The sequence below is a fragment of the Limnohabitans sp. genome (assembly GCF_046052825.1).
In the GTDB taxonomy this organism is placed as follows: domain Bacteria; phylum Pseudomonadota; class Gammaproteobacteria; order Burkholderiales; family Burkholderiaceae_C; genus Limnohabitans.
The window spans coordinates 25,791-46,582 of the sequence record NZ_JAVLFP010000027.1; the positions used below are offsets into that span (position 1 = coordinate 25,791).

General features: G+C 59.4%; 19 protein-coding genes. 5 read left to right on the top strand and 14 right to left on the bottom strand.

The genetic code is table 11. The features are described 5' to 3' along the window. Positions 1 to 135 precede the first annotated feature (135 nt). Positions 136 to 1,179, bottom strand: a complete 1,044-nt coding sequence (locus tag ACKWJN_RS03785; protein WP_408594655.1) for an RluA family pseudouridine synthase — start codon at positions 1,177 to 1,179, stop codon at positions 136 to 138. Between the two features lie 14 nt (positions 1,180 to 1,193). On the opposite strand from ACKWJN_RS03785, the gene ACKWJN_RS03790 reads away from it, so the two are divergent. Beyond that, entirely contained in the window at positions 1,194 to 2,000 is an 807-nt protein-coding gene (locus ACKWJN_RS03790; RefSeq protein ID WP_408594657.1) for an outer membrane protein assembly factor BamD, read from the top strand. Here ACKWJN_RS03790 and ACKWJN_RS03795 read toward each other — a convergent pair. The 9 genes from ACKWJN_RS03795 to ACKWJN_RS03835 all read right to left on the bottom strand — a co-directional run bounded on the left by ACKWJN_RS03795 (position 1,972) and on the right by ACKWJN_RS03835 (position 14,352). After that, the gene (locus tag ACKWJN_RS03795) at positions 1,972 to 4,023 is read right to left on the bottom strand and encodes an ATP-dependent DNA helicase (protein ID WP_408594659.1); all 2,052 of its coding nucleotides are present in this window, start codon (positions 4,021 to 4,023) and stop codon (positions 1,972 to 1,974) included. The genes ACKWJN_RS03790 and ACKWJN_RS03795 overlap by 29 nt on opposite strands. Continuing rightward, positions 4,023 to 4,229, bottom strand: coding sequence for a DUF465 domain-containing protein (locus ACKWJN_RS03800; protein ID WP_408594661.1), 207 nt, complete (start codon positions 4,227 to 4,229; stop codon positions 4,023 to 4,025). The genes ACKWJN_RS03795 and ACKWJN_RS03800 overlap by 1 nt, the downstream gene beginning before the upstream one ends. Continuing rightward, the gene (locus tag ACKWJN_RS03805) at positions 4,226 to 4,768 is read right to left on the bottom strand and encodes a hypothetical protein (RefSeq protein ID WP_408594663.1); all 543 of its coding nucleotides are present in this window, start codon (positions 4,766 to 4,768) and stop codon (positions 4,226 to 4,228) included. The genes ACKWJN_RS03800 and ACKWJN_RS03805 overlap by 4 nt, the downstream gene beginning before the upstream one ends. Continuing rightward, positions 4,765 to 5,862, bottom strand: a complete 1,098-nt coding sequence (zapE, locus tag ACKWJN_RS03810; protein WP_408594665.1) for a cell division protein ZapE — start codon at positions 5,860 to 5,862, stop codon at positions 4,765 to 4,767. The genes ACKWJN_RS03805 and zapE overlap by 4 nt, the downstream gene beginning before the upstream one ends. 137 nt (positions 5,863 to 5,999) lie before the next feature. Continuing rightward, positions 6,000 to 7,427, bottom strand: a complete 1,428-nt coding sequence (gene lpdA, locus ACKWJN_RS03815; protein ID WP_408594666.1) for a dihydrolipoyl dehydrogenase — start codon at positions 7,425 to 7,427, stop codon at positions 6,000 to 6,002. Between the two features lie 12 nt (positions 7,428 to 7,439). Next, a complete protein-coding gene (gene odhB / locus ACKWJN_RS03820) occupies positions 7,440 to 8,672 on the bottom strand; it encodes a 2-oxoglutarate dehydrogenase complex dihydrolipoyllysine-residue succinyltransferase (protein WP_408594668.1) in 1,233 nt (410 codons plus the stop codon). A 42-nt stretch (positions 8,673 to 8,714) separates the two neighbouring features. Continuing rightward, positions 8,715 to 11,579 (bottom strand): 2-oxoglutarate dehydrogenase E1 component, encoded by a 2,865-nt coding sequence (locus ACKWJN_RS03825; protein WP_408594669.1) that lies wholly within the window; start codon positions 11,577 to 11,579, stop codon positions 8,715 to 8,717. A 177-nt stretch (positions 11,580 to 11,756) separates the two neighbouring features. Continuing rightward, entirely contained in the window at positions 11,757 to 13,652 is a 1,896-nt protein-coding gene (locus ACKWJN_RS03830) for a propionate--CoA ligase (protein ID WP_408594671.1), read from the bottom strand. Between the two features lie 97 nt (positions 13,653 to 13,749). Beyond that, positions 13,750 to 14,352 carry an isochorismatase family protein gene (locus ACKWJN_RS03835; protein WP_408594673.1) on the bottom strand — a complete coding sequence of 201 codons (603 nt, stop codon included), beginning with the start codon at positions 14,350 to 14,352 and terminating at the stop codon, positions 13,750 to 13,752. A gap of 518 nt (positions 14,353 to 14,870) precedes the next feature. On the opposite strand from ACKWJN_RS03835, the gene ACKWJN_RS03840 reads away from it, so the two are divergent. From ACKWJN_RS03840 to ACKWJN_RS03850, 3 genes are all read left to right on the top strand, one after another. Further along, positions 14,871 to 15,305 (top strand): NfeD family protein, encoded by a 435-nt coding sequence (locus tag ACKWJN_RS03840; RefSeq protein WP_408594674.1) that lies wholly within the window; start codon positions 14,871 to 14,873, stop codon positions 15,303 to 15,305. A gap of 11 nt (positions 15,306 to 15,316) precedes the next feature. Next, the gene (locus ACKWJN_RS03845; RefSeq protein ID WP_408594676.1) at positions 15,317 to 16,225 is read left to right on the top strand and encodes an SPFH domain-containing protein; all 909 of its coding nucleotides are present in this window, start codon (positions 15,317 to 15,319) and stop codon (positions 16,223 to 16,225) included. 228 nt (positions 16,226 to 16,453) lie between these two features. Continuing rightward, positions 16,454 to 17,002: a C40 family peptidase gene (locus ACKWJN_RS03850; protein ID WP_408594677.1), complete on the top strand. Its 549-nt coding sequence runs from the start codon at positions 16,454 to 16,456 to the stop codon at positions 17,000 to 17,002. A 15-nt stretch (positions 17,003 to 17,017) separates the two neighbouring features. On the opposite strand, the gene ACKWJN_RS03855 is transcribed toward ACKWJN_RS03850, so the two are convergent. Further along, on the bottom strand, positions 17,018 to 17,794 hold the full coding sequence (locus ACKWJN_RS03855) for an RNA pseudouridine synthase (RefSeq protein ID WP_408594679.1): 777 nt from the start codon (positions 17,792 to 17,794) through the stop codon (positions 17,018 to 17,020). 62 nt (positions 17,795 to 17,856) lie between these two features. Here ACKWJN_RS03855 and ACKWJN_RS03860 point away from each other — a divergent pair, with 62 nt between their 5' ends. Beyond that, positions 17,857 to 18,564 (top strand): VOC family protein, encoded by a 708-nt coding sequence (locus ACKWJN_RS03860; protein WP_408594680.1) that lies wholly within the window; start codon positions 17,857 to 17,859, stop codon positions 18,562 to 18,564. Positions 18,565 to 18,579: 15 nt separating this feature from the next. Here the strand turns inward: ACKWJN_RS03860 and ACKWJN_RS03865 are convergent, their stop codons facing one another. The 3 genes from ACKWJN_RS03865 to ACKWJN_RS03875 all read right to left on the bottom strand — a co-directional run. Continuing rightward, positions 18,580 to 19,728: a YbfB/YjiJ family MFS transporter gene (locus ACKWJN_RS03865; RefSeq protein ID WP_408594682.1), complete on the bottom strand. Its 1,149-nt coding sequence runs from the start codon at positions 19,726 to 19,728 to the stop codon at positions 18,580 to 18,582. Beyond that, positions 19,725 to 20,204 (bottom strand): hypothetical protein, encoded by a 480-nt coding sequence (locus ACKWJN_RS03870; protein ID WP_408594684.1) that lies wholly within the window; start codon positions 20,202 to 20,204, stop codon positions 19,725 to 19,727. The genes ACKWJN_RS03865 and ACKWJN_RS03870 overlap by 4 nt, the downstream gene beginning before the upstream one ends. 54 nt (positions 20,205 to 20,258) lie before the next feature. Continuing rightward, the coding region (locus ACKWJN_RS03875; protein WP_408594686.1) for an RIO1 family regulatory kinase/ATPase at positions 20,259 to 20,792 on the bottom strand (534 nt) is incomplete at its 5' end.

Here is a 20,792-nt window from a genome sequence, read left to right on the forward strand (position 1 = left end):
CTCGGGACGGTCAAGGGCAATGCATCAGGGGTGAGGTACCACCTGGGTTGAGAGCAATCGCAAGTCAGAGCCAAAGGGCTCACCGCTTTCACAAGCGTGCCCTTGCATTGTAAGCGCAGCACTTGGGCCCTGGATTCAAGCCGGGCGCGCTAGCCCCATGGCCGCCAAGACGCTGACCATGTCGGGCGGCAACTCCAACTCAAACACCAGGGGTTTCGCGGTGATGGGGTGGGCAAAGCTCAAGCGAAAAGCGTGCAGCGCTTGGCGGGTGATCCCCAGCCCCATGGGGCCGGCATACAAGGAGTCGCCCAACAAGGGGTGGCCAATGTGCGCCATGTGGACCCGAATTTGGTGGGTGCGCCCGCTGTGCAGCGTGCACTGCACCAAACAGGCCTCGTCTTGGGAGTCCAAGCAATCCAACGTGGTGTGGGCTTCTTTGCCACTTTGTCGCGTCAAATCGACCACCGCCATGCGCAAGCGGTTGCGAGGGTCACGCCCCACAGCGGCCTCGACTTCGCGCCGTTTGGCGCCATTCCAAGCGCGGTAAGCGATGGCCAAGTATTCGCGGTGCACCTCGCGGGCGCCAATCATGGCCACCAAAGCGTCCATGCAGCGGCGACTGCGCGCCACCACCATCAAGCCACTGGTGTCTTTGTCTAAGCGATGCACGATGCCTGCCCTGGGCAGCATGACGGCTTGAGGATCGAGCGCCAACAAACCATTGAGCAAGGTACCACTCCAATTGCCAGGGGCTGGATGCACCACCAAACCCGCAGGCTTGTGCAGGACCCGTAAATCATCGTCTTGGTAGACCACATCCAAGTCCATAGCTTCGGGTTTGAACGCCTGACTTTGCGGCGTAGGTCGCAAGGTCACGCGGTAGCGCTGCCCCATGCGCACGCGGGCCGAGGCCTTGTGAACGTCATGCAGCTCAGGCAAGAGACTGCTGACACATCCCTCGCTCAGGAGTTGCTGAGAAAAACTGCGTGAAAACTCAGGCAACAGAATCGCCAAGGCTCGGTCCAAGCGCTCGCCATGCAGCGTGATGGGAATGTCCAGCTCACGCCGCTCCTCCTCGGGGCCCTCCACCACATCGACCGTGTCGTCCAGCAAAGCATCCCCCTCGGTAGGGGTGATGGATGTCGGCACTGCCGATAGAATGGTTTGTCTTTGCTTCAAGAAAGTAGCCTGTGGTGTTACGACTCAAATTATCGGTGGTGTGGATGGCTTTGGGCTTGCTCGGCGCCATTCTTTTGTCTGGATGCGCCGCAGAAAAAGACGCCACGGCCAACTGGACGGTTGAAAAGCTCTACGCCGAAGCCAAAGACGAAATGTCTTTGGGTGCCTACGACAAGGCCATTGGTTACTACGAAAAGCTCGAAGGACGCGCGGCCGGCACGCCACTGGCCCTGCAAGCCCAAATTGACAAAGCATGGGCTCAGTTCAAAACCAACGAACCCGTGCAAGCGGTCGCGACCTTGGATCGCTTCATCAAACTCAACCCAGCCAGCCCCGCGTTGGACTACGCGCTTTACCTCAAGGGTTTGGTGAACTTCAATGACAACCTTGGACTTTTTTCAGCGCTCGCCAGTCAAGACTTGGCTGAACGCGACCCCAAGCAAGCCAAAGACTCATTCGAAGCTTTCCGTGAGTTGACCACCCGTTTCCCTGACTCCAAGTACAGCCCCGATGCCCGCCAGCGCATGGCCTACATCAAGAACTCCTTGGCCCGCTCCAACGTCTATGTGGCGCGCTACTACTTCAAGCGTGGTGCGTATGTGGCTGCCGTCAACCGTGCGCAGACCACGGTCAACGAATACCGCGATGTGCCCGCGGTCGAAGAAGCCCTGTTCATCATGTACCAGTCGTATGACCGATTGGGCCTGGTGCAGTTGCGCGACGACACCCGCCGCGTGCTGGAAGCCACCTACCCCGACACGCTCTATCTTTACCCCGAGCGAGCTGCTGGCGCTAAAAAACCGTGGTGGAAGCTGTGGTGATGGCGCTGAGTTTGAGCGCCTCCAAGGCTTGAGCCAGTTCCTCGTCGCTGTCAAGGCGGCGCATGGCTGGCAGAGCAGCCAGCAATCGCTTGCCATACCCCGTGGTCACCAAGCGGTTGTCACACAGGACCAACAAGCCTTGGTCGGTTTCACGGCGAATCAAACGTCCTGCACCTTGCTTCAAAGCCACCACCGCTTCAGGCACAAAATAATCGTTGAAGGCACTGCGGCCTTGTGACTCCAACCGTTTGCTGCGCGCTTCGACCAAGGGGTCGTTGGGTGGCGGAAACGGCAACTTGTCGATCACCACCAGTTGCAGCGCGTCGCCCGGTACATCAAAGCCTTCCCAAAACGTGGCCGAAGCCACCAACACACAGCCGCCCTCGCCTGCCTGCGCGCCTTCACGGAAACGCGCCATCAAGTGCCGCTTGGGCCATTCGCCTTGGACCAGCACCTCGATGCCACTGCCGTCGAGTTGCTGCTTCATCAACTCACCGATGGCGCGCAAGGCCCGCAAGGTGGTGGTCAGCACCAACGTACGCCCCCCTAAGCGGCGCACCGCATCGCTGGCCAGTTGGGCCACTTGGGCGCTGTGTGCGGGGTCATTGGGGCGCACCACATGGCGTGGCACATACACGCTGGCCTGGTTCGGGTAATCGAAAGGACTGCTGACACGCAACACCTTGGCCGACTCCAAGCCACAGGGCTCGGTGAACCAGCTCAAACGGTCATCGTCACCCAAAGTCGCCGAGGTGAACACCCAAGCTCTGGGGCGTTCATCCGTGTGGCTGTCTGGCGCCTCTGAAGGCGTGGGCTGAGAGACCATCAACTTGTCGCGCACGCTTTGGGCAATGTCCAATGGCGCCTCCATCAAGCGGACTTGTGAAGCCGAGATATCCACCCAGCGCACCGCCTCTGCCGCACAGGGCTTCAAAAAGGCATCCACTTGCTGGGCAATAGCCGCCACGCGCTCGAACATGCGCACAAAATCGGGGGCCAACTCGCTCACCGTCTCCAAAGCCCGCAAAGCTTGTACGCAGGCGGCCCCCAGGTCTTGCAGTGCCAAGCTCCAGGCCTCGGGGTGAATCCCTTCAGGCGCCTCGCCCGTCCAACGCAACTTTTGTGCGCCCGGGCGTTTGCCCGCCACCAAGCGCAGCTCACGGGTGGCGCGCTCCAGCATGGACGATGCGCCTTGCCAATCGGCCAAACCGCGCGCCAGTTGCAAGCCCGTGGCCAACATGTCGCGCGTCAAGTCCAGCAATTGCGCCGTGCCCAATTGGTGACCCAAAAACTGAACCCCGGTTTCGTTCAACTGATGCGCTTCGTCAAAGATGACCACGCGCACCGAGGGCAACAACTCGGCCATGCCCGTTTCACGCACCGCCATGTCGGCAAAAAACAAGTGGTGGTTGATGACCACCACATCGGCCCCCAAGGCCTCGCGCCGCGCCGCATTCACATGGCAGGTTTTGAACTTGGGGCACTGCGAGCCCAAACAGTTGTCTCGGTTGGAGGTGATCAGCGGAATCAAAGGCGAACGCTCGTCGAGCCCAGGCAGCTCAGCCAAGTCCCCCGTCTGGGTGGCGTGGGACCAGGTCTCCACTTTGGCCAATAAATGCGCTGTGGTGCGGTCGGGCAAACTGCTGCCCTGGCGCGCCATCTCCATGCGGTGGGTACAGAGGTAACTGCCGCGGCCTTTGAGCAGGGCCAAGCGCACCGGCAAGTTGAGCGCTTGAACCAAGCGCGGTAAATCGCGGGCAAACAACTGGTCTTGCAAGGCTTTGGTCGCGGTGGACAACAACACCCGCTCGCCACTGAGCAAGGCGGGCACCAAATAAGCAAAGGTTTTGCCCACCCCAGTGCCGGCTTCCACCACCAAACTGCCCCCATGGGCGACCACATCGGCGACCGCTAAGGCCATGTCGGTTTGGCCGGGACGAGGTTGGAACTGATCCGTGGCGCGCGCCAACACGCCCAGAGGGGCAAAGGCCTCTTGCACCATGTCGCGCAACGGGTTGTCCATCAGGCCGGCTCTTTGGGTTCAAGGTCGCGTTCGATCTGATGGATCTGGTCGCGCAAGGCCAAGCGGCGCTTTTTGAGACGGCGCAACAACAGCTCGTCCAAAGGGACAATCCCACTCAAGCGGTCAATGCTGGCATTCAAATCGGCATGCTCCATGCGCAACTCGATGAGCTGGCGATCGGGAGATCGCAAATTCTCAAACGTCATGGCGCAGTCCCTGGCACAGGCAAAGGTTTCGCCGGTTTGGCGTTGCGCTCGCGTCGCATTTTTTCAAGGTCGTCACGGTGCGCCTGCGCCTCACGCTGTTTTTGTTCGTAGGCCTCTCGCTGCCCGCCCTTGGCGGCATGCTCAGAGAGTTTGTCTGCCTGGCTTTGTTCTCGTTCGCGAGCGGCCTTCACCGCTTGCTCGCGATCGGCCTGCTGTTGCTGCTCTTGGCTGTCTCGCTCGAGCGAACGCTGCTGGGCCTGGGCACTCTTGATCTGGCGCTCCAGATTTTTATGGGCCAACTCGTCTTTGCGCAGTTGTGCATTGGCTTGAATTTGCTTGTCCCGGGCTTGCAAACGGCAGCTGGTGACATCAAAGTTTTGGTAGCACAAACGCATTTCTTGTTTGTACTGATCGTCCAAGGCCAAGCGGCGCGCATCCAGCACAGCGCTCTGGGCTTTGAGTTCATCAGGGCTAGGCCACTGGGCTTGCACGGCGCAAGCCAGCCCCCACCACAGAGCACCAAGCAACAAGGACTTCATGTGAGCGTGGTGTCCACCGTGCGCCGCTCCAGGGCCAAAAATTCGGCCGACTGCATCTCGTTCAAACGAGACACGGTGCGTGGAAACTCGTGCACCAAAGGCCCCTCGGTGTAGAGCTGCTCAGGCGGCACTGCCGCCGACATGATCAGCTTGACCCGGCGGTCGTACAACACGTCCACCAACCACGTGAAACGCCGTGCCTCGGAGGCTTTGTTCACCGGCATATAGGGCACATCACTCAACAGCACGGTGTGGAACTGGGTGGCAATTTCCAGGTAGTCGTTTTGCGACCGGGGGCCGCCGCACAGCGCCTTGAAATCGAACCACACCACGCCACCGGCGCGTCGGCGGGCCTTGATTTCACGGGCCTCGATGTGCAAGACCGAGTCTTCATCGGGGCACTCGGCCAGTCGGTCAAAGGTCTGCCCCATCGCCGCATCCGCAGCAGCGCTCAAGGGGGTGTGGTAGAGGTCCACTTGCTCCAGCACACGACGGCGGTAATCGGTGCCGTTGTCGACATTGATCACGTCCAAATTGGCATTGAGCAAATCGATCGCGGGCAAGATGCGGTCGCGGTGCATGCCACCCGGGTACAAGTCATCGGGCTTGAAGTTGGAGGTGGTGACAAAACCCACGCCGTTGTCAAACAAGGCGGTGAGCAGTCGGTGCAAGATCATGGCGTCGGTGATCTCAGCCACATGGAATTCATCAAAGCAAATCAGCTTGTAGCGCTTGGACATCTTGTGTCCCAGCACCTGCAAAGGATTGGCCGTGCCTTGCAACTCACGCAATTCGCGGTGTACCTCGCGCATGAACTCATGAAAATGCAGACGCGTCTTGCGCTGGATCGGCACCGCGTCAAAAAAGCAATCCATCAAAAAGCTTTTGCCGCGCCCCACCCCGCCAAACATGTAGACCCCACGGGGAATAGGCGGTCGATTGACCAGCTTTTTCAGAGTGCTCGAACGCTTGTTTTTGTAAGCTGCCCACTCCGTGGCACAGCGCTCAAGCGCATCAATGGCGCGCAACTGTGCCGGGTCACTTTGAAAGCCGCGGGCTTGGAGTTCTCGTTGGTAGTTTTCATGCACTGACATAACGGGGTGTATTGTGCCTTGGCCTGCTGTATCTCCAGGGGACCATGGGTTAAGTTCGTGTCCTTCAAAGTGATAGGCCACAAAAAAAACCCGCCATCGCTGGCGGGCTCTCGGGGATGAACACCGACCGTGAAGGTTCAGAAGTTCAACGTGCGCTTGTCGACCGCCAAAGCGGCTTCTTTGGTCGCTTCGCTCAAAGACGGGTGCGCGTGGCAAATGCGCGCAATGTCTTCAGCAGAGGCTTTGAATTCCATCGCCACCACGGCTTCAGAGATCAACTCGGACACCTGCGGACCCACCATGTGCACGCCCAATATTTCGTCGGTCTTGGCGTCTGCCAAGAACTTGACCATGCCGGTGGTGTCGCCCAAAGCGCGGGCACGACCATTGGCCAAGAACGGGAAAGTTCCCGCCTTGTAGGCCACGCCATCGGCTTTGAGTTGCTGCTCGGTGCGGCCGACCCATGCAATCTCAGGGCTGGTGTAGATGACCCAGGGGATGGTGTTGAAGTTGACATGGCCGTGTTGACCGGCGATGCGCTCTGCCACTGCCACGCCCTCTTCTTCGGCTTTGTGGGCCAACATGGGGCCACGCACCACATCACCCACGGCCCACACGCCAGGCAAGTTGGTTTTGCAGTCAGCATCGACCACGATGGCGCCACGCTCGTCAACTTGCAGACCCACGGCTTCACCGTTCAAGCCCGTGGTGTTGGGCACGCGACCGATGGAGACGATCAGTTTGTCGGCATCCAGCGTGATGGCTTCGCCTTTGGCGTTGGTGTAGGCCACCGACACGCCTTTTTTGCCATTCTTGATCTCACCGACTTTGACGCCGAGTTCAATCTTGAGGCCTTGCTTGTCGAAGGCTTTTTTGGCTTCTTTGGCGATTTGTTCGTCCACCGCACCCAAGAAGGTTGGCAAACCTTCGAGGATGGTGACGTCAGCACCCAGACGACGCCAGACCGACCCCATCTCCAGGCCAATCACGCCCGAGCCAATCAAGGCCAGTTTCTTGGGTACCGCACCGATGCGCAGAGCACCGTCGTTGGACAACACATTCACTTCGTCAAACGGCACACCGGGCAAGGCGCGTGCGCTGGAGCCGGTGGCGATGATGATGTGTTTGCCGGTGATCGACTCTTCGGCCTTGCCTGCCACTTTGATCTCATAGCCGCCTTCGGCCTTGGCCGCAAAGCTGCCACGACCGTGGAAGAAGGTGACCTTGTTCTTTTTGAACAAGTACAAGATGCCGTCGTTGTTTTGCTTCACGACATTGTCCTTGCGGGCAATCATCTTGGCCACGTCCATCTTCACGCCAGTGGCGCTGATGCCGTGCTCTTCAAAGTGGTGGTTGGCATGGTCAAAGTGCTCGCTCGATTGGAGCAAAGCCTTGGAAGGAATGCAGCCCACGTTGGTGCAGGTGCCGCCAGGGGCTGGGCCACCGGCTGTGTTTTGCCACTCATCCACACAGGCCACCTGAAAACCCAACTGGGCTGCACGGATGGCTGCGATGTAGCCACCGGGGCCTGCCCCGATGACGACGACGTCGAATTGTTTGCTCATGAACGACCTTTGTTAGATATCAAACAACAGACGGGCTGGATCTTCCAGCGCTTCTTTCATGGCGACCAAGCCCAACACAGCCTCGCGGCCGTCGATGATGCGGTGGTCGTAGGACATGGCGAAGTAGTTCATGGGGCGTACCACCACTTGGCCGTTTTCCACCATGGCGCGGTCTTTGGTCGCGTGCACGCCCAAAATGGCCGATTGCGGTGGGTTGATGATGGGGGTCGACATCATGGAGCCGAAAGTGCCACCGTTGCTGATGGAGAACGTGCCACCGGTCATCTCTTCCATGCCCAGCTTGCCGTCTTTGGCTTTGGCACCAAATTCCGCAATCTTTTTCTCGATGTCGGCAAAGCTCATTTGATCGGCGTTGCGCAGGATGGGCACCACCAAGCCACGGGGCGAACCCACGGCGATGCCGATGTCAAAGTAGCCGTGGTAGACGATGTCATTGCCATCGACCGAGGCGTTCAAGACGGGGAATTTCTTCAAGGCGTGCACCGCTGCCTTGACGAAGAAGCTCATGAAGCCCAGCTTGACGCCGTGTTCTTTCTCGAAACGCTCTTGCATGCGCTTGCGCATCTCCATGACAGGCGCCATGTTGATTTCGTTGAAGGTGGTCAAGATGGCGTTGGTCGATTGCGATTGCAACAAACGCTCGGCCACGCGCGCGCGCAGACGGGTCATGGGCACGCGTTGCTCTGGGCGCTCGCCCAAGTTCACGGCCACAGGAGCTGCCACCTGTGGCAAGGCCTTGGTGGGTGCGCCCGTAGGAATGACACTGGGTGCAGCCACGGCCGCCAGCACATCACCTTTGGTGACGCGGCCGTCTTTGCCGGATCCTGCCACCGAGCCTGCAGCCAAGTGGTTGTCGGCCATTAGCTTGGCTGCGGCTGGCATGGCCACCCCCGCTTTGCTGGTGGACACCGCAGCGGCAGCAGCCACAGGGGCGGCGGCAGCGGCAACGGGGGCTGCGGCAGGCGCAGCGGCTGCGACTTTGCCATCGGTGTCGATGCGGGCAATCAATTGCTCAGCCGCCACGGTGCCGCCATCGGCGACGATGATTTCGGACAACACACCGGCAGCAGGTGCGGGCACTTCGAGCACCACTTTGTCGGTTTCGATGTCGATCAGGATTTCATCTGCGGCAACAGCGTCGCCGACTTTCTTTTTCCACTGCAGCATGGTGGCTTCGGCCACGGACTCGGACAACTGAGGAACTTTGACTTCTACGATAGCCATATGAATTCTTTCTGGATTTATTTCTTTGTTCTGGAACGAGGTTTACTTGGTCAGCACGAAGCCCTTGAGCTTGCCAAACGCGCCTTCAACCAGTGCTTTTTGTTGCTCTTGGTGGAGGTGTGAGTAACCCACGGCAGGCGAAGCAGAAGCAGCGCGACCTGAGTAGCCCAGTTTTTGACCTGCAGTCATGTTTTCGTGGATGTAGTGCTGCACGAAGAACCAAGCACCTTGGTTTTGTGGCTCGTCTTGCGTCCACACCAACTCAGTAGCGTTAGGGTACTTCTTGAGTTCTGCAGCGAAAGCTTTGTGCGGGAAGGGATAGAGCTGCTCCACGCGCACGATGGCCACGTCGTCAGCACCCAACTCTTCGCGCTTTTTCACCAAGTCGTAGTACACCTTGCCCGAACAAGCCAAGACACGCTTGACCTTGTCGGCCTTGAGCGCTTTGTTCTCAGGAATCACGGTCTGGAAGCTGCCTTTGGTGAACTCAGACACAGGCGATGTGGCGTCTTTGTTACGCAACAAGGACTTGGGTGTGAAGATGATCAGCGGTTTGCGCAAGTCGCGCACCATTTGGCGACGCAACACGTGGAAGATCTGGCTGGCCGTGGTCGGCTGCACGATCTGCATGTTGGTGTCGGCGGCCAATTGCATGAAGCGCTCCAAGCGGGCCGAGCTGTGCTCGGGGCCTTGGCCTTCGTAGCCATGGGGCAACATCAAGGTCAGGCCGTTGACGCGGCCCCACTTGACTTCGCCTGAGGCAATGAACTGGTCGATCACCACTTGGGCACCGTTGGCGAAGTCGCCGAACTGGGCTTCCCAAATCACCATGGTGTTGGGGTCGTTGGAGGCATAGCCGTATTCAAAGCCCAGCACCGCTTCTTCGGACAAGATCGAGTCGATCACCACAAACGGGGCTTGTTTGTCGGCCACGTTTTGCAGCGCGACATAGGTGCCGGTGTCCCACTTTTCACGCTTTTGGTCGTGAATCACGGCATGGCGGTGGGTGAAGGTGCCACGGCCACAGTCTTCACCGGACAAACGCACCGGGTAGCCGCTGGCCACCAAGGAGGCGAAGGCCATGTGCTCGCCCATGCCCCAGTCCACTGGAACTTCACCACGGCCCATCGCAGCGCGGTCGTCGTACACCTTCTTCACCAACTGGTGCGGGGTCACGGACTCAGGAATGGTGGTGATGCGTTCGGCCAAGCGCTTCCACTCGGCCATGGGGATGGCGGTGTCGCCTGCGTCGGTCCACTTCTTGCCCAAGAAAGGCGCCCAGTCCACGGTGAACTTGGTTTTGAAGTTGGTCAGCACGGGGTCGGTGGTGTTCTTGCCAGCGTCCAAAGCCGCGCGGTAAGTTTTGACCATCTCATCGCCCAAACCATCGCCCAAACCTTGTGCGGACAATTTGTCGGCAAACAACTTGCGGGTGCCTGGGTGTGCCGCGATTTTTTTGTACATCAGCGGCTGAGTCAGTGCTGGCGTGTCTTGCTCGTTGTGACCCAGCTTGCGGAAACACACAATGTCAACCACCACGTCCTTGCGGAAGGTCATGCGGTATTCCAGCGCCAGCTGGGTGGCCAGCACCACGGTTTCAGGATCGTCAGAGTTGACGTGCAAGACCGGGGCTTCGACCATCTTGACGATGTCGGTACAGAACACACTCGAGCGCATGTCGCGTGGGTCTGAGGTGGTGAAACCGATTTGGTTGTTGATGATGATGTGCACCGTGCCGCCGGTGGAGTAACCACGGGTCTGCGCCAGCGCAAAAGTTTCTTGGTTGACACCTTGGCCACCAAAAGCGGCGTCACCGTGCACGAGCACAGGCAGCACTTGCGTGCCGTTGGGATCGTCACGACGGTCCATGCGCGCACGCACGGAGCCTTCAACCACGGGGTTGACGATTTCCAAGTGAGACGGGTTGAACGCCAGCGACAGGTGCACGGGGCCACCCGCGGTGCTCACGTCAGAACTGAAACCTTGGTGGTATTTCACGTCACCGGCAGGCAATTCTTCGGGGGCGGTGTGGTCAAACTCGGCAAACAAATCGGCGGGCAATTTGCCCATGGTGTTGACCAACACGTTCAAACGGCCACGGTGGGCCATGCCGATCACCACTTCTTGGACACCCTTGGCGCCGGCCAATTGGATCAGCTCGTCCATGGACGCGATGAAGCTCTCACCACCTTCGAGCGAGAAGCGCTTCTGGCCCACGTACTTGGTGTGCAAGTAACGCTCCAGGCCTTCGGCGGCGGTCAGGCGGTCCAGGATGTGTTTTTTCTTGTCGGCGGTGAAGTTGGGCTTGCTGCGGATGCTTTCCAACTTTTGCTGCCACCAACGCTTTTCAGCTTGGTCGGTGGTGTACATGTACTCGGCGCCCAAGGTGCCGCAGTAGGTCTCGCGCAGCGCGTTGAGCAACTCGCGCAAAGACATGTTGTTCTTGCCAAAAAAGGTGTTGCTGGTGTCGAACACGGTTTCTTGGTCGGCATCGGTGAAGCCGTAGAACGCAGGGTCGAGGTCTGGAATGGCCGGACGCTCGGTGCGCTTCAAGGGGTCGAGGTCTGCCCAACGCTGACCGACGTTGCGGTAAGCGGCGATGAGTTGCTGCGCAGCGGTGCGCTTGCGGCCCATCTCGGCGTCGGCACTGGCCATGACGACCTTGGTGCCGCCAGCCTTGGCACGCTCAGCAAAAGCATTGATGACGGGCAAGTGGGGCACGTCTTTGGCATGGGAGCCATCGACTGCGGGCACATGCTGCAGTGCATCGAAATACTCTCGCCAGGAATCGGGGACGCTGCCGGGGTTGGCCAAATAGTTCTCGTACATCTCTTCGACGTACGGAGCATTGCCCCCGAACAGGTAGGTGTTGCCTGAATAGGCTTGGTAGACGTTTGTCTCGCTCATTGCGCTGACCTCCGTTCCCCTTCAGGGAACATTAGCTGGTTGAAAAAAACCTTCCGCGACACGGCTGGACCGATTGGCGGATGCGTTAGTGGCTGGAAGGGCCTGAAAACATCTAGCATTGTGCCATCGATCTAAAAGAGGGTCGCGATCTTTATTTTGTTGAGATTCAGCCCCTTGTCAGGCGATCTGATCTTGAATCTGCTTCAAAGCGGTGGGGTCGTCGATGGTGGTCAGGTCGCCCGGATCCCGCTTCTCGCAGACCGCCTGGATGGCCCGGCGCAGCAATTTGCCGCTGCGGGTTTTGGGCAAGGCGGTGACAAACAACACCCGCGATGGACGCGCCACCGCGCCGAGTTGCGAGTCCACCACCTTCATGACCTCGCCTTCGAGCTTGAGGCGAGCGGCAGGGTCGCCCAGGGCCGAAGCGTCTTTGGCGATGGCAAAGGCCATGGCCACTTGGCCCTTGAGTTGATCGGCCACCCCCACCACCGCAACTTCGGCGATGTTGGGGTGGCTGGAAATGCTCTCTTCGATTTCACGGGTGCCCAGGCGGTGGCCTGCCACGTTGATCACGTCGTCGGTGCGGCCCAAGATGAAGAAGTAGCCATCCTCGTCCCGCACAGCCCAGTCGAAGGTGCTGTAGACCAGCTTGTTGGGCACCGTGTTCCAGTAGGTGCTGACAAAGCGTTTGTCGTCGCCCCAAATGGTTTGCAAGTTGCCTGGGGGCAGCGGGCCTTCGATGGTCAGCACGCCTTTTTGGTTGGCACCGGTCAACTCCAGCCCTGTTTGGTCGTCCACCAGCTTGACGTTGTAGCCATAGACCGCTTTGCCGGGCGAGCCAAACTTGCTGGGGGCTTTTTCCACCCCGTTGCAAATGGTCAAGATAGGCCAGCCAGTTTCGGTTTGCCAGTAGTTGTCGATGATGGCTTTGCCATTCAAACCCTCAGAAATCCATTTGGCCGTGGGCTCGTCCAGCGGCTCGCCTGCCAGAAACAGCGCTTGCAAGCTGGACAGGTCGTATTGGGTGAGCAGCGCAGGGTCTTGCTTTTTGAGCACGCGAATGGCCGTGGGCGCGCTGAACATGACGTTGACCTTGTACTTTTCGACCAAGCTCCACCAGATGCCACCGTCGGGCCGGATGGGCAAGCCTTCGTACAAGATGGTGGCCATGCCACCAATCAAGGGGCCGTAAATGATGTAGCTGTGGCCCACCACCCAGCCGATGTCGCTGGTGCAAAAGAAGGTGCCGCCCGGCTTGCCTTGGTAAATGTGCGGAATACTGGCGGCCAAGGCCACGGTGTAGCCGCCGGTGTCGCGCTGCACGCCTTTGGGCTTGCCGGTGGTGCCCGAGGTGTAAAGCGTGTAGCTGGGGTGGGTGGACTCCACCCACTCGCAGGGCACCTGGGTGTTCATGTGCTTGGCGCGTTCGGTGGCGTAGTCGACGTCGCGACCGGCCACTGCCGTGAAAGGCGCCAGGTGACGGTCAACCATGATCACGTGGCCGGGCTTGTGGGCCGAGAGCTGGATCGCTTCGTCCAACAAAGGTTTGTAGGGCACAACCTTGCCCCCGCGTGAGCCGGCGTCGGCACTGATGATCACCTTGGGTGACGCGTCTTCGATGCGCGTGGCCAATGAATGGGAGGCAAAGCCACCAAACACCACCGAGTGAATGGCACCAATGCGGGCACACGCCAACATGGCAAAAGCCGCCTCGGCGATCATGGGCATGTAAATCAAGACACGGTCACCTTTGACCACGCCCAGGTCGATCAAGATGGCAGCCATGCGCTGCACCTCGGCATGCAGGTCGCGGTAGGTGTAAGTCTTTTCTTGATCGGTCTCGGTCGACACAAAGATCAAAGCAGCTTGGTCGGCACGGTCTTTCAGGTGGCGGTCGACCGCGTTGTGGCACAAGTTGGTGGTGCCGCCGACAAACCATTTGGCAAAAGGCGGGTTGCTGTAATCGCAGATTTGCTGGGGTGGCGTCTGCCAATCAATGTGTTGGGCCTGTTCGGACCAAAACGCATCCCGATCCTCGATGGAACGGCGGTGAAAATCTGCGTACGCAACCATGCTGGTGTCTCCTCGTATGACGTCGATCTGAATTCATAATTATGAGGAGACGGGACTTGCTGCAAGCTGACTTTGCCAGCGGTTTCACCGCGAGGGCTCACTTGATGAGGTCTTGAATCTCTTTGAAAGGATCAGCCTCAGCGGTGCGCAACCATTCAAACAGCACCATCTCGGTGGTGACCAGTTCGGCACCTGCCCCCGCCAAGCGGTCAAAGGCCGCATCGCGGTTGCGCTCGGTGCGTGAACCACAGGCGTCGGTGACCACCCAAACCTGAAACTCTTCTTCCAACAATTCCAGGGCTGTTTGCAGCAAACACACATGGGCTTCCACGCCGGCAATGACGATGCTTTGCCGGCTGGGGTCTTGGGGGACCGCTTTTTGTAAATGCTTGGGCAGGCTTCGGGCATTGCCTCCAGCGGGGCGCGCAGCGGGTCGCAACACCTCCACCAAACCTTCCGCACACGCGCTGAAACTCATCTTGGGCAATGTACGGCGGCACAGGGCACGCATTTCAGCCGGGTTTGCACCCAGTTTGTCTGGGTTTTGCTCGGTCCCCCAGGTGGGCACCTCCATCCAATGGGCGGCTTGGGCCAAACGCATGGCATTGGCCAACACCAGCTCGGCTTCGTGAATGGCGGGCATGAGGCGGGCTTGGAAGTCCACCAGCACCAGTTGAGAGTCTTGGTCGTCGAGCAGCATAGGCATTCTCAAAGGAGGTTATCAAAGCCCGCAAGTATCGGCGAAGAGTTCATTCGAGCGTGAAGGCCGCACATGCTCTGTTGCCTCAACCGTGCATGGGTCGACCAAGTAAGCGGTACGGTCCTCTAAGTTTTAAGAAGCAATTCGAATACATAAATAAGTAATTGTTTTGAAGTATATTGAGTCGTCTACACCTTAAATAAGCAATCAGTTATGGCTTTGATGAGTCCATCTATCTTGCCCCCAGGCCCCATGCAACATGGGTGGGTTCTGGACCACCCGGGCGCCACAGATGCAGATGGACGGAGCTGGGTTCAGGATCGCCAGGCAAAAAATGCAAGCTTGAAACAGCGCCAGATCATGAAAGAGCACGTGCAGCCCCCAAGTGTGGGAGACAGAGTCCTCCATGACATCCTTTTGCTGTGTGTTCTTGACCTACCCGGTCTTGGATCGCAACGCGAAGGTTTTGAGCCGTAACTTTTGAGCCCTCACACAGGACCCCTATGAAGTACGTAACGATGACACTTTTGAATGACCCAGCCTCCCTGTGGTGGATTTTGTCTGGTGGCCTGGTGCTGGCCGAATTGATGACTGGCACATTTTATTTGTTGATGCTCGCTTTAGGGGCTGCAGCCGCTGCGCTCAGCCATTATTTGGGCGCCCCAGTGCTTTGGCAAATCATTGTGGCAGCCCTGTTTGGCGTCGTCGGGGGCGCAGTGCTCAACCTTCGACAAAAAGCCAGCAACGCGTTGCTCGACAGCAACTTGCACCTAGACATTGGCAAGACGGTCATGGTCCAGGAATGGGATGCGCAAGGACAAACACAGGTCAAGTATCGAGGGGCTGTGTGGACGGCGTTGACTTTGCCCCACGCAACCGCTCAAGCCGGTATGCACCGGATCGTTGAAATCAGCGGCAGTCGCTTGGTTTTAGAGAAAATTCAATCACTCTGAAAGGTCTGTTCATGGAAATTGCCCTGCTCATTTTGGCCATTGCCGTTTTTTTCATCATCAAAACAGTCAAGGTCGTGCCGCAGCAAAACGCTTGGGTGGTGGAGCGCTTGGGCAAGTACCACGCAAGCCTCACACCGGGCTTGAATTTTGTGCTCCCCTTTATTGACCATGTGATCCAAAAACACAGCCTCAAAGAGATACCTTTGGACGTGCCCAGCCAAGTTTGCATCACGCGAGATAACACGCAATTGCAAGTCGATGGCATTTTGTATTTTCAAGTCACTGACCCGCGGCTTGCCAGCTATGGCTCCTCCAACTACATCATGGCTGTGACACAGCTGGCGCAAACCAGTTTACGCAGCGTGATCGGCAAGCTCGAGCTCGACAAAACCTTTGAAGAGCGCGACATCATCAACGCCCAAGTCGTGGCCGCGATTGACGAAGCGGCGATGAACTGGGGCGTCAAAGTCCTGCGTTATGAAATCAAAGACCTCACGCCTCCTGCGGAGATCTTGCACGCCATGCAGGCCCAAATCACCGCTGAGCGGGGCAAGCGCGCGCTGATTGCAGCCTCTGAAGGGCGTCGGCAAGAACAAATCAACATCGCCACCGGCGAGCGCGAAGCATTCATCGCGCGTTCGGAGGGCGAAAAGCAAGCTGCCATCAACAAAGCTCAGGGCGAGGCCGCTTCCATCACGGCTGTGGCTGATGCGACAGCTCAAGCCATTGAACGCATCGCAGCTGCCATCCGTCAACCTGGGGGCGAACAAGCCGTGCAGCTCAAAGTCGCAGAACAAGCCGTTCAAGCCTATGGCAAGGTCGCCTCTGACGCTAAAGCGACCCTGATTGTTCCTGGCAACATGACCGAGGTCTCAAGTTTGATTGCCTCGGCCATGCAAATGATCCGTATCAAATCCTAGTTGACCACGCAACATGGCTCGCGCCACGCGGCCTTTGGTCAGGTGTGGGTCCATGGCGTCCCCAAGAGCGGGCATGGTCTTGGGCCTTGCGATGGACAAGCCAACGCTTTGAGAAAAGAGTACTGACAGAAATTGGTCATCGCGGCTGGCCATTAACCTCAATGAAATCAAACACTTAGGCACTGGTCTTGAATCATGCACTGAAACAGCGCAGGCTAGAATGGCCGGATGTTCAAACGCGTGCTCCTCGTCCTTTGCTGTGTTGCCAGCGCCCATGCGGCGCCAAGCAACAATGCCGCCGACGACATCGAGCGCTACCTGTCCGACCGGGGTGTCTTGGCCCAGATGGCCTTGTTGCGGAACTCGGTGGGCGACAAAGCGTCGGAATTGGTGGTCAATGCCATGGGCTTTTTGGGCGTGCCCTACCGGCGCGGAGGCACCGATGCGGACACCGGCTTTGACTGCAGCGGCTTTGTGCGCTCCATGTTCGAGCAAAGTGTGGGCTTGGTGTTGCCCCGGCGCGCCCGCGACCAAGCGGCGGTGACCGAAAAAATCGACAAAAAAGACCTCGAACCTGGGGACTTGGTGTTTTTCAACACCATGCGCCAAACCTTCAGCCATGTGGGCATCTATGTGGGCGACAACAAGTTCATCCACTCACCCAAACCGGGCCAACAGGTGCGGGTGGAAGACATGCGCCAAGCCTATTGGGAACGTCGGTTCACAGGCGCTCGCCGAGTGGCAGGCTCTGATAAAAACGACAGCTCCAAAAATTAGTCGCGGATACGCGCTCTAAAACCGCTCGTCACTGTCCAGGTAACGCCATGCGCCCGGCTCCAACTCACCCAAGTTGACCCGCCCCAACCGCAGGCGTCGCAGGGCCAAAATCTCAAGACCCGCCAATTCGCACAGGTACGACGCCAGCCCTAAGTGCGAGCCCTTCACCGCCAAGCGCAATTTGCTGCGCTCGGGTGACGAACTGCTCAGGCTGATCTTGGCCTGCGGCAAGCGTTGACGCTCGTCCTTCAAGGCACGCTCGATGGGGCGCAGCATGTCGGGGGTCACCTCACCCGCCACATCCACCATCAACTCGTGCTCCATCGTGGCCATGTCTTCCATCAGCTTGCGTTGGGTGCGCCAGTCTTGGGTGAACACCACCAAGCCACTCGCGCCCTGCTCCAGCGGCACACTGAATTGCAAATCTCGCAAGTGGGGTTTGAGCAGGCGCACCCCACTGCGGTCCTGCGCGCTGCGGTGCGCTGGGGTCAACACGCTGCGCAGGTTCTTGGGGGTTGCTTTGTGACGCGTCGGTTTGTCTTCTTCTCGGCCATCCAGCCAGTCGGCGGGTTTGTGAAGGACCAGGGTGACGGGGGTCAGGTTGAGCAAACTGGCGTCTTGGTCCACGCTGACCTGCTGGGTGCTGATGCGGTGCTGCGGCTCTTCCACCACCACACCGTCCACCTTGACCCAGCCGCCTTCGATGTATTGCTCGGCCTCGCGACGGGAACAGGCACGCAGTTGCATGACGCGTTTGGACAGGCGTTCGCCGTCAGAAGATGTGGGGTGCATGAAAGAGATGTTTTTAACCAAGGCACGAAGAAAGCGCAGGCCCCAATGGTAAGGTGTGCCCCATGAAAACACAGATGGATCACTTGGTGGTGTTGGCCACCAACCTGGAAATGGGCGTGCAATGGTGTGAGGCCACTTTGGGCATCACGCCCGGCCCTGGCGGTGAACACGACAAATACGGCACCCACAACCGCCTGTTCAAAATGGCCACCCCGGCTTATCCCACCGCGTATTTGGAAATCATCGCCATCAACCCGCACGCGGTGCGGCCCAAAAAAATGCAGCCGACGCGTTGGTTTGACATGGACGACGCCACCCTGCAAGCCGCCGTCAACACCGAGCCGCGCTTGGTGCACTGGGTGGTCAACACCCCTGACATGCAAGCCGCACGCATGGCACTGCGCATGCAAGGCATTGACCGTGGACCCGCCGTGTCGGCCAGCCGCCGCACGTCCAAAGGGGTGTTGAACTGGCAAATCAGCGTGCGTGCCGATGGTCAGCGCTTGTTCGACGGCACACTGCCCAGCCTGATTCAGTGGGGCAAGCCTGAGGCCACCGACCCGATGCGCCTGCACCCCCGCAACACCCTGCCACGCTCAGGTGTGAGCCTGCAAAGTGTGGCCGTGACGCACCCTAGTGCGGCCAAGCTGCAAGCCGCTTACGACGCCATCGGCTTAGAGGGCGTGGCGGTGTCTGAAGGCCCGGCCAACCTGGTGGCCACGTTGCAAACGCCCAAAGGCTTGGTGCAGTTGCAAAGCTTGGGGGCTTGAGAGCGCTGAGCGCATTCACCCCTCATCCGGCAAGGTGGCCAACAAGGCCATGCCCACAGCCATCACCCCAGCCGTGAGCCACAAAGCCCCACGAAACGTGCCCGTGCTTTGAGCCATCAAGCCAGCCACCACCGGGGCCATCATTTGTGCAGCACCATAACTCAGGGTGAGCCGTGCCATGGCTTTGCCCGGGTTGTGGGGGGAGCGTCGCCCCACCAGCGCCAGGGTCAGGCTGACGATGCCAATGAAGGTCGCGCCGTACCCCACCGCGCCCGCCATGGCCGCTGCCAGCGAACCCGAGAGGGCGGGCAACACCACCGACACGGTTTGTAAACCCAGGGCCAAGAGCAAAGCACGGGTGTCGCCGATGCGGCGTGCCACCCGGTCCCACACAAACACCGCCGGCATGGCGGCCAAACCCACCAACGCCCAGGCCCAAGGGCCTTGGCCCGCGAGCGCAGGTTCGCGCTCGACCATGGCCACGGTGAACGTGGCGCTGATGACAAAGCCCCAGCCCGCCGCAAAGTAGCTGCCCAGCAGGGTCCACAGCCAACGGCGCGAGACCGTGTTGACACCCTCATCGGCCTGCGCAGCGGCCACCGCCGGTGGCACGGGCGGGCGCCACATCCAGGCCGGTACAAAAAACACCACACCCAGCACCGCAAACGCCAGCCATTGACGCCACCACTCGGGCCACACCTGTGCCAAGCCCCAAGCTCCCAGCGCCGACACCACAATGCCTAAGCCAATGCCCATGAAGTGCAGCCCCAACTCGGGCCGATGGCCGTGGCGCATCAACCACCCCAGCACCAGCCCAGATCCCAGCAACATGCCCGTGGCTCCGCACAGCCCCCCGATGTAGCGCCACAGTGCCCAAGCGGGCATCCAGGCGGACAAGGCCATGGCCGCCGTGGTCAACAACGCCATCCACAAACCCGAGCTGTACAGGCGGTGGCGCCAACGCACGTCGTCAATCCAAGCGGCAGCCAAGGCGCCGCTCATGTAGCCCGCGTAATTGGCAGCAGCCAAGGCCCCGGCTCCCGCATCCGTCAAGCCGGTTTGCGATTGCAAGCTGGGCAACAACGGCGTGTAGGCAAAACGGGCCAGACCAATGGTCAAGACCAAGCCACACACACCACCGGTGGTGACTTGCCAGGCTTTCAAAAGCCGCCCTCCACCCAGGCCTGGGCGCTGCTGCGGTTGAACTTGAACGACGCTTGCACGCGCTTTTCGGCCAAGCACTCGTCCATCTCGTCATAGGCACTCAGCAGGGCGTAGGGGTGTTCGTCGTCGGGCACGATGTCAAAGCGCACCGTGAGGCGGCCCTGCGGGCTGCTCACCTCCAGGCTTTGGTGCAAGCTGGCATGCAGTTGCTGCTCATGGCGACGCACAAACTCGTGCGCGGTTTTCACCAGAGTCAGAAACGCATTGTTGTCCAGCGGCTTGGGGTTCTTTTTGTCGCGCCCCATGGTCCAGGGGCCCACCAAGGCGGCTTCTGCTTCGCCGTCTTTGAACATGGCCACGGCCCAGCCGTCGTCATCGTCGTTGTTGATGACGCGGGCGGTCCAGCCCTCGCCTTGCCAGACGCGGGCTTCTTGGATGAAGGGGATGTCTTTGTTGATGGGTGTGTCTTGGGTCACAGTGATCTCAGGTGAATCAATGAATCGAGGCACAAGCAAACGGTGCTTTGTGCCTCAAGGCGTGGCGGCTTGCTGCATGCGCAGTCGCCGGGCGGCGTCTTCGGCGCGGGCGTCGTCGATCTCGCGCATCACCGCGCTCAGGTCGACGTCGGCGGTGCTGCGGTCGAAGCGCCCTGTCAGCACAGTGTCTTGTGCCAACACACCTTGTTGGTAGAGGCTCCAAATCTCGGGGCCAAAGTCGGTGCGCAGCAACTCGGGGGCGAATTGGCCAAAGAAGTCGCGCAAATTGGCCACATCGCGCAGCAGCATGCGCTGCGCATGGTTGTTGCCCGCTGCGTCAACGGCCTGCGGCAAGTCGATGATGACGGGCACGTCTTGTCCCGCCTCATCGGCCAGCAAGATGTTGAACTCCGACAAATCCCCATGCACCACGCCCGCACACACCATGCGCACCACCTCGCCAATCAGGGTGCGGTGGTGCTGCAAGGCTTGTTCGGGGGTGAAGGCCACGTCGTTGAGGCGCGGGGCGGCGTCGCCCTGCGCATCGGTGACCAGCTCCATCAACAGCACGCCTTCGTAAAAGTTGTA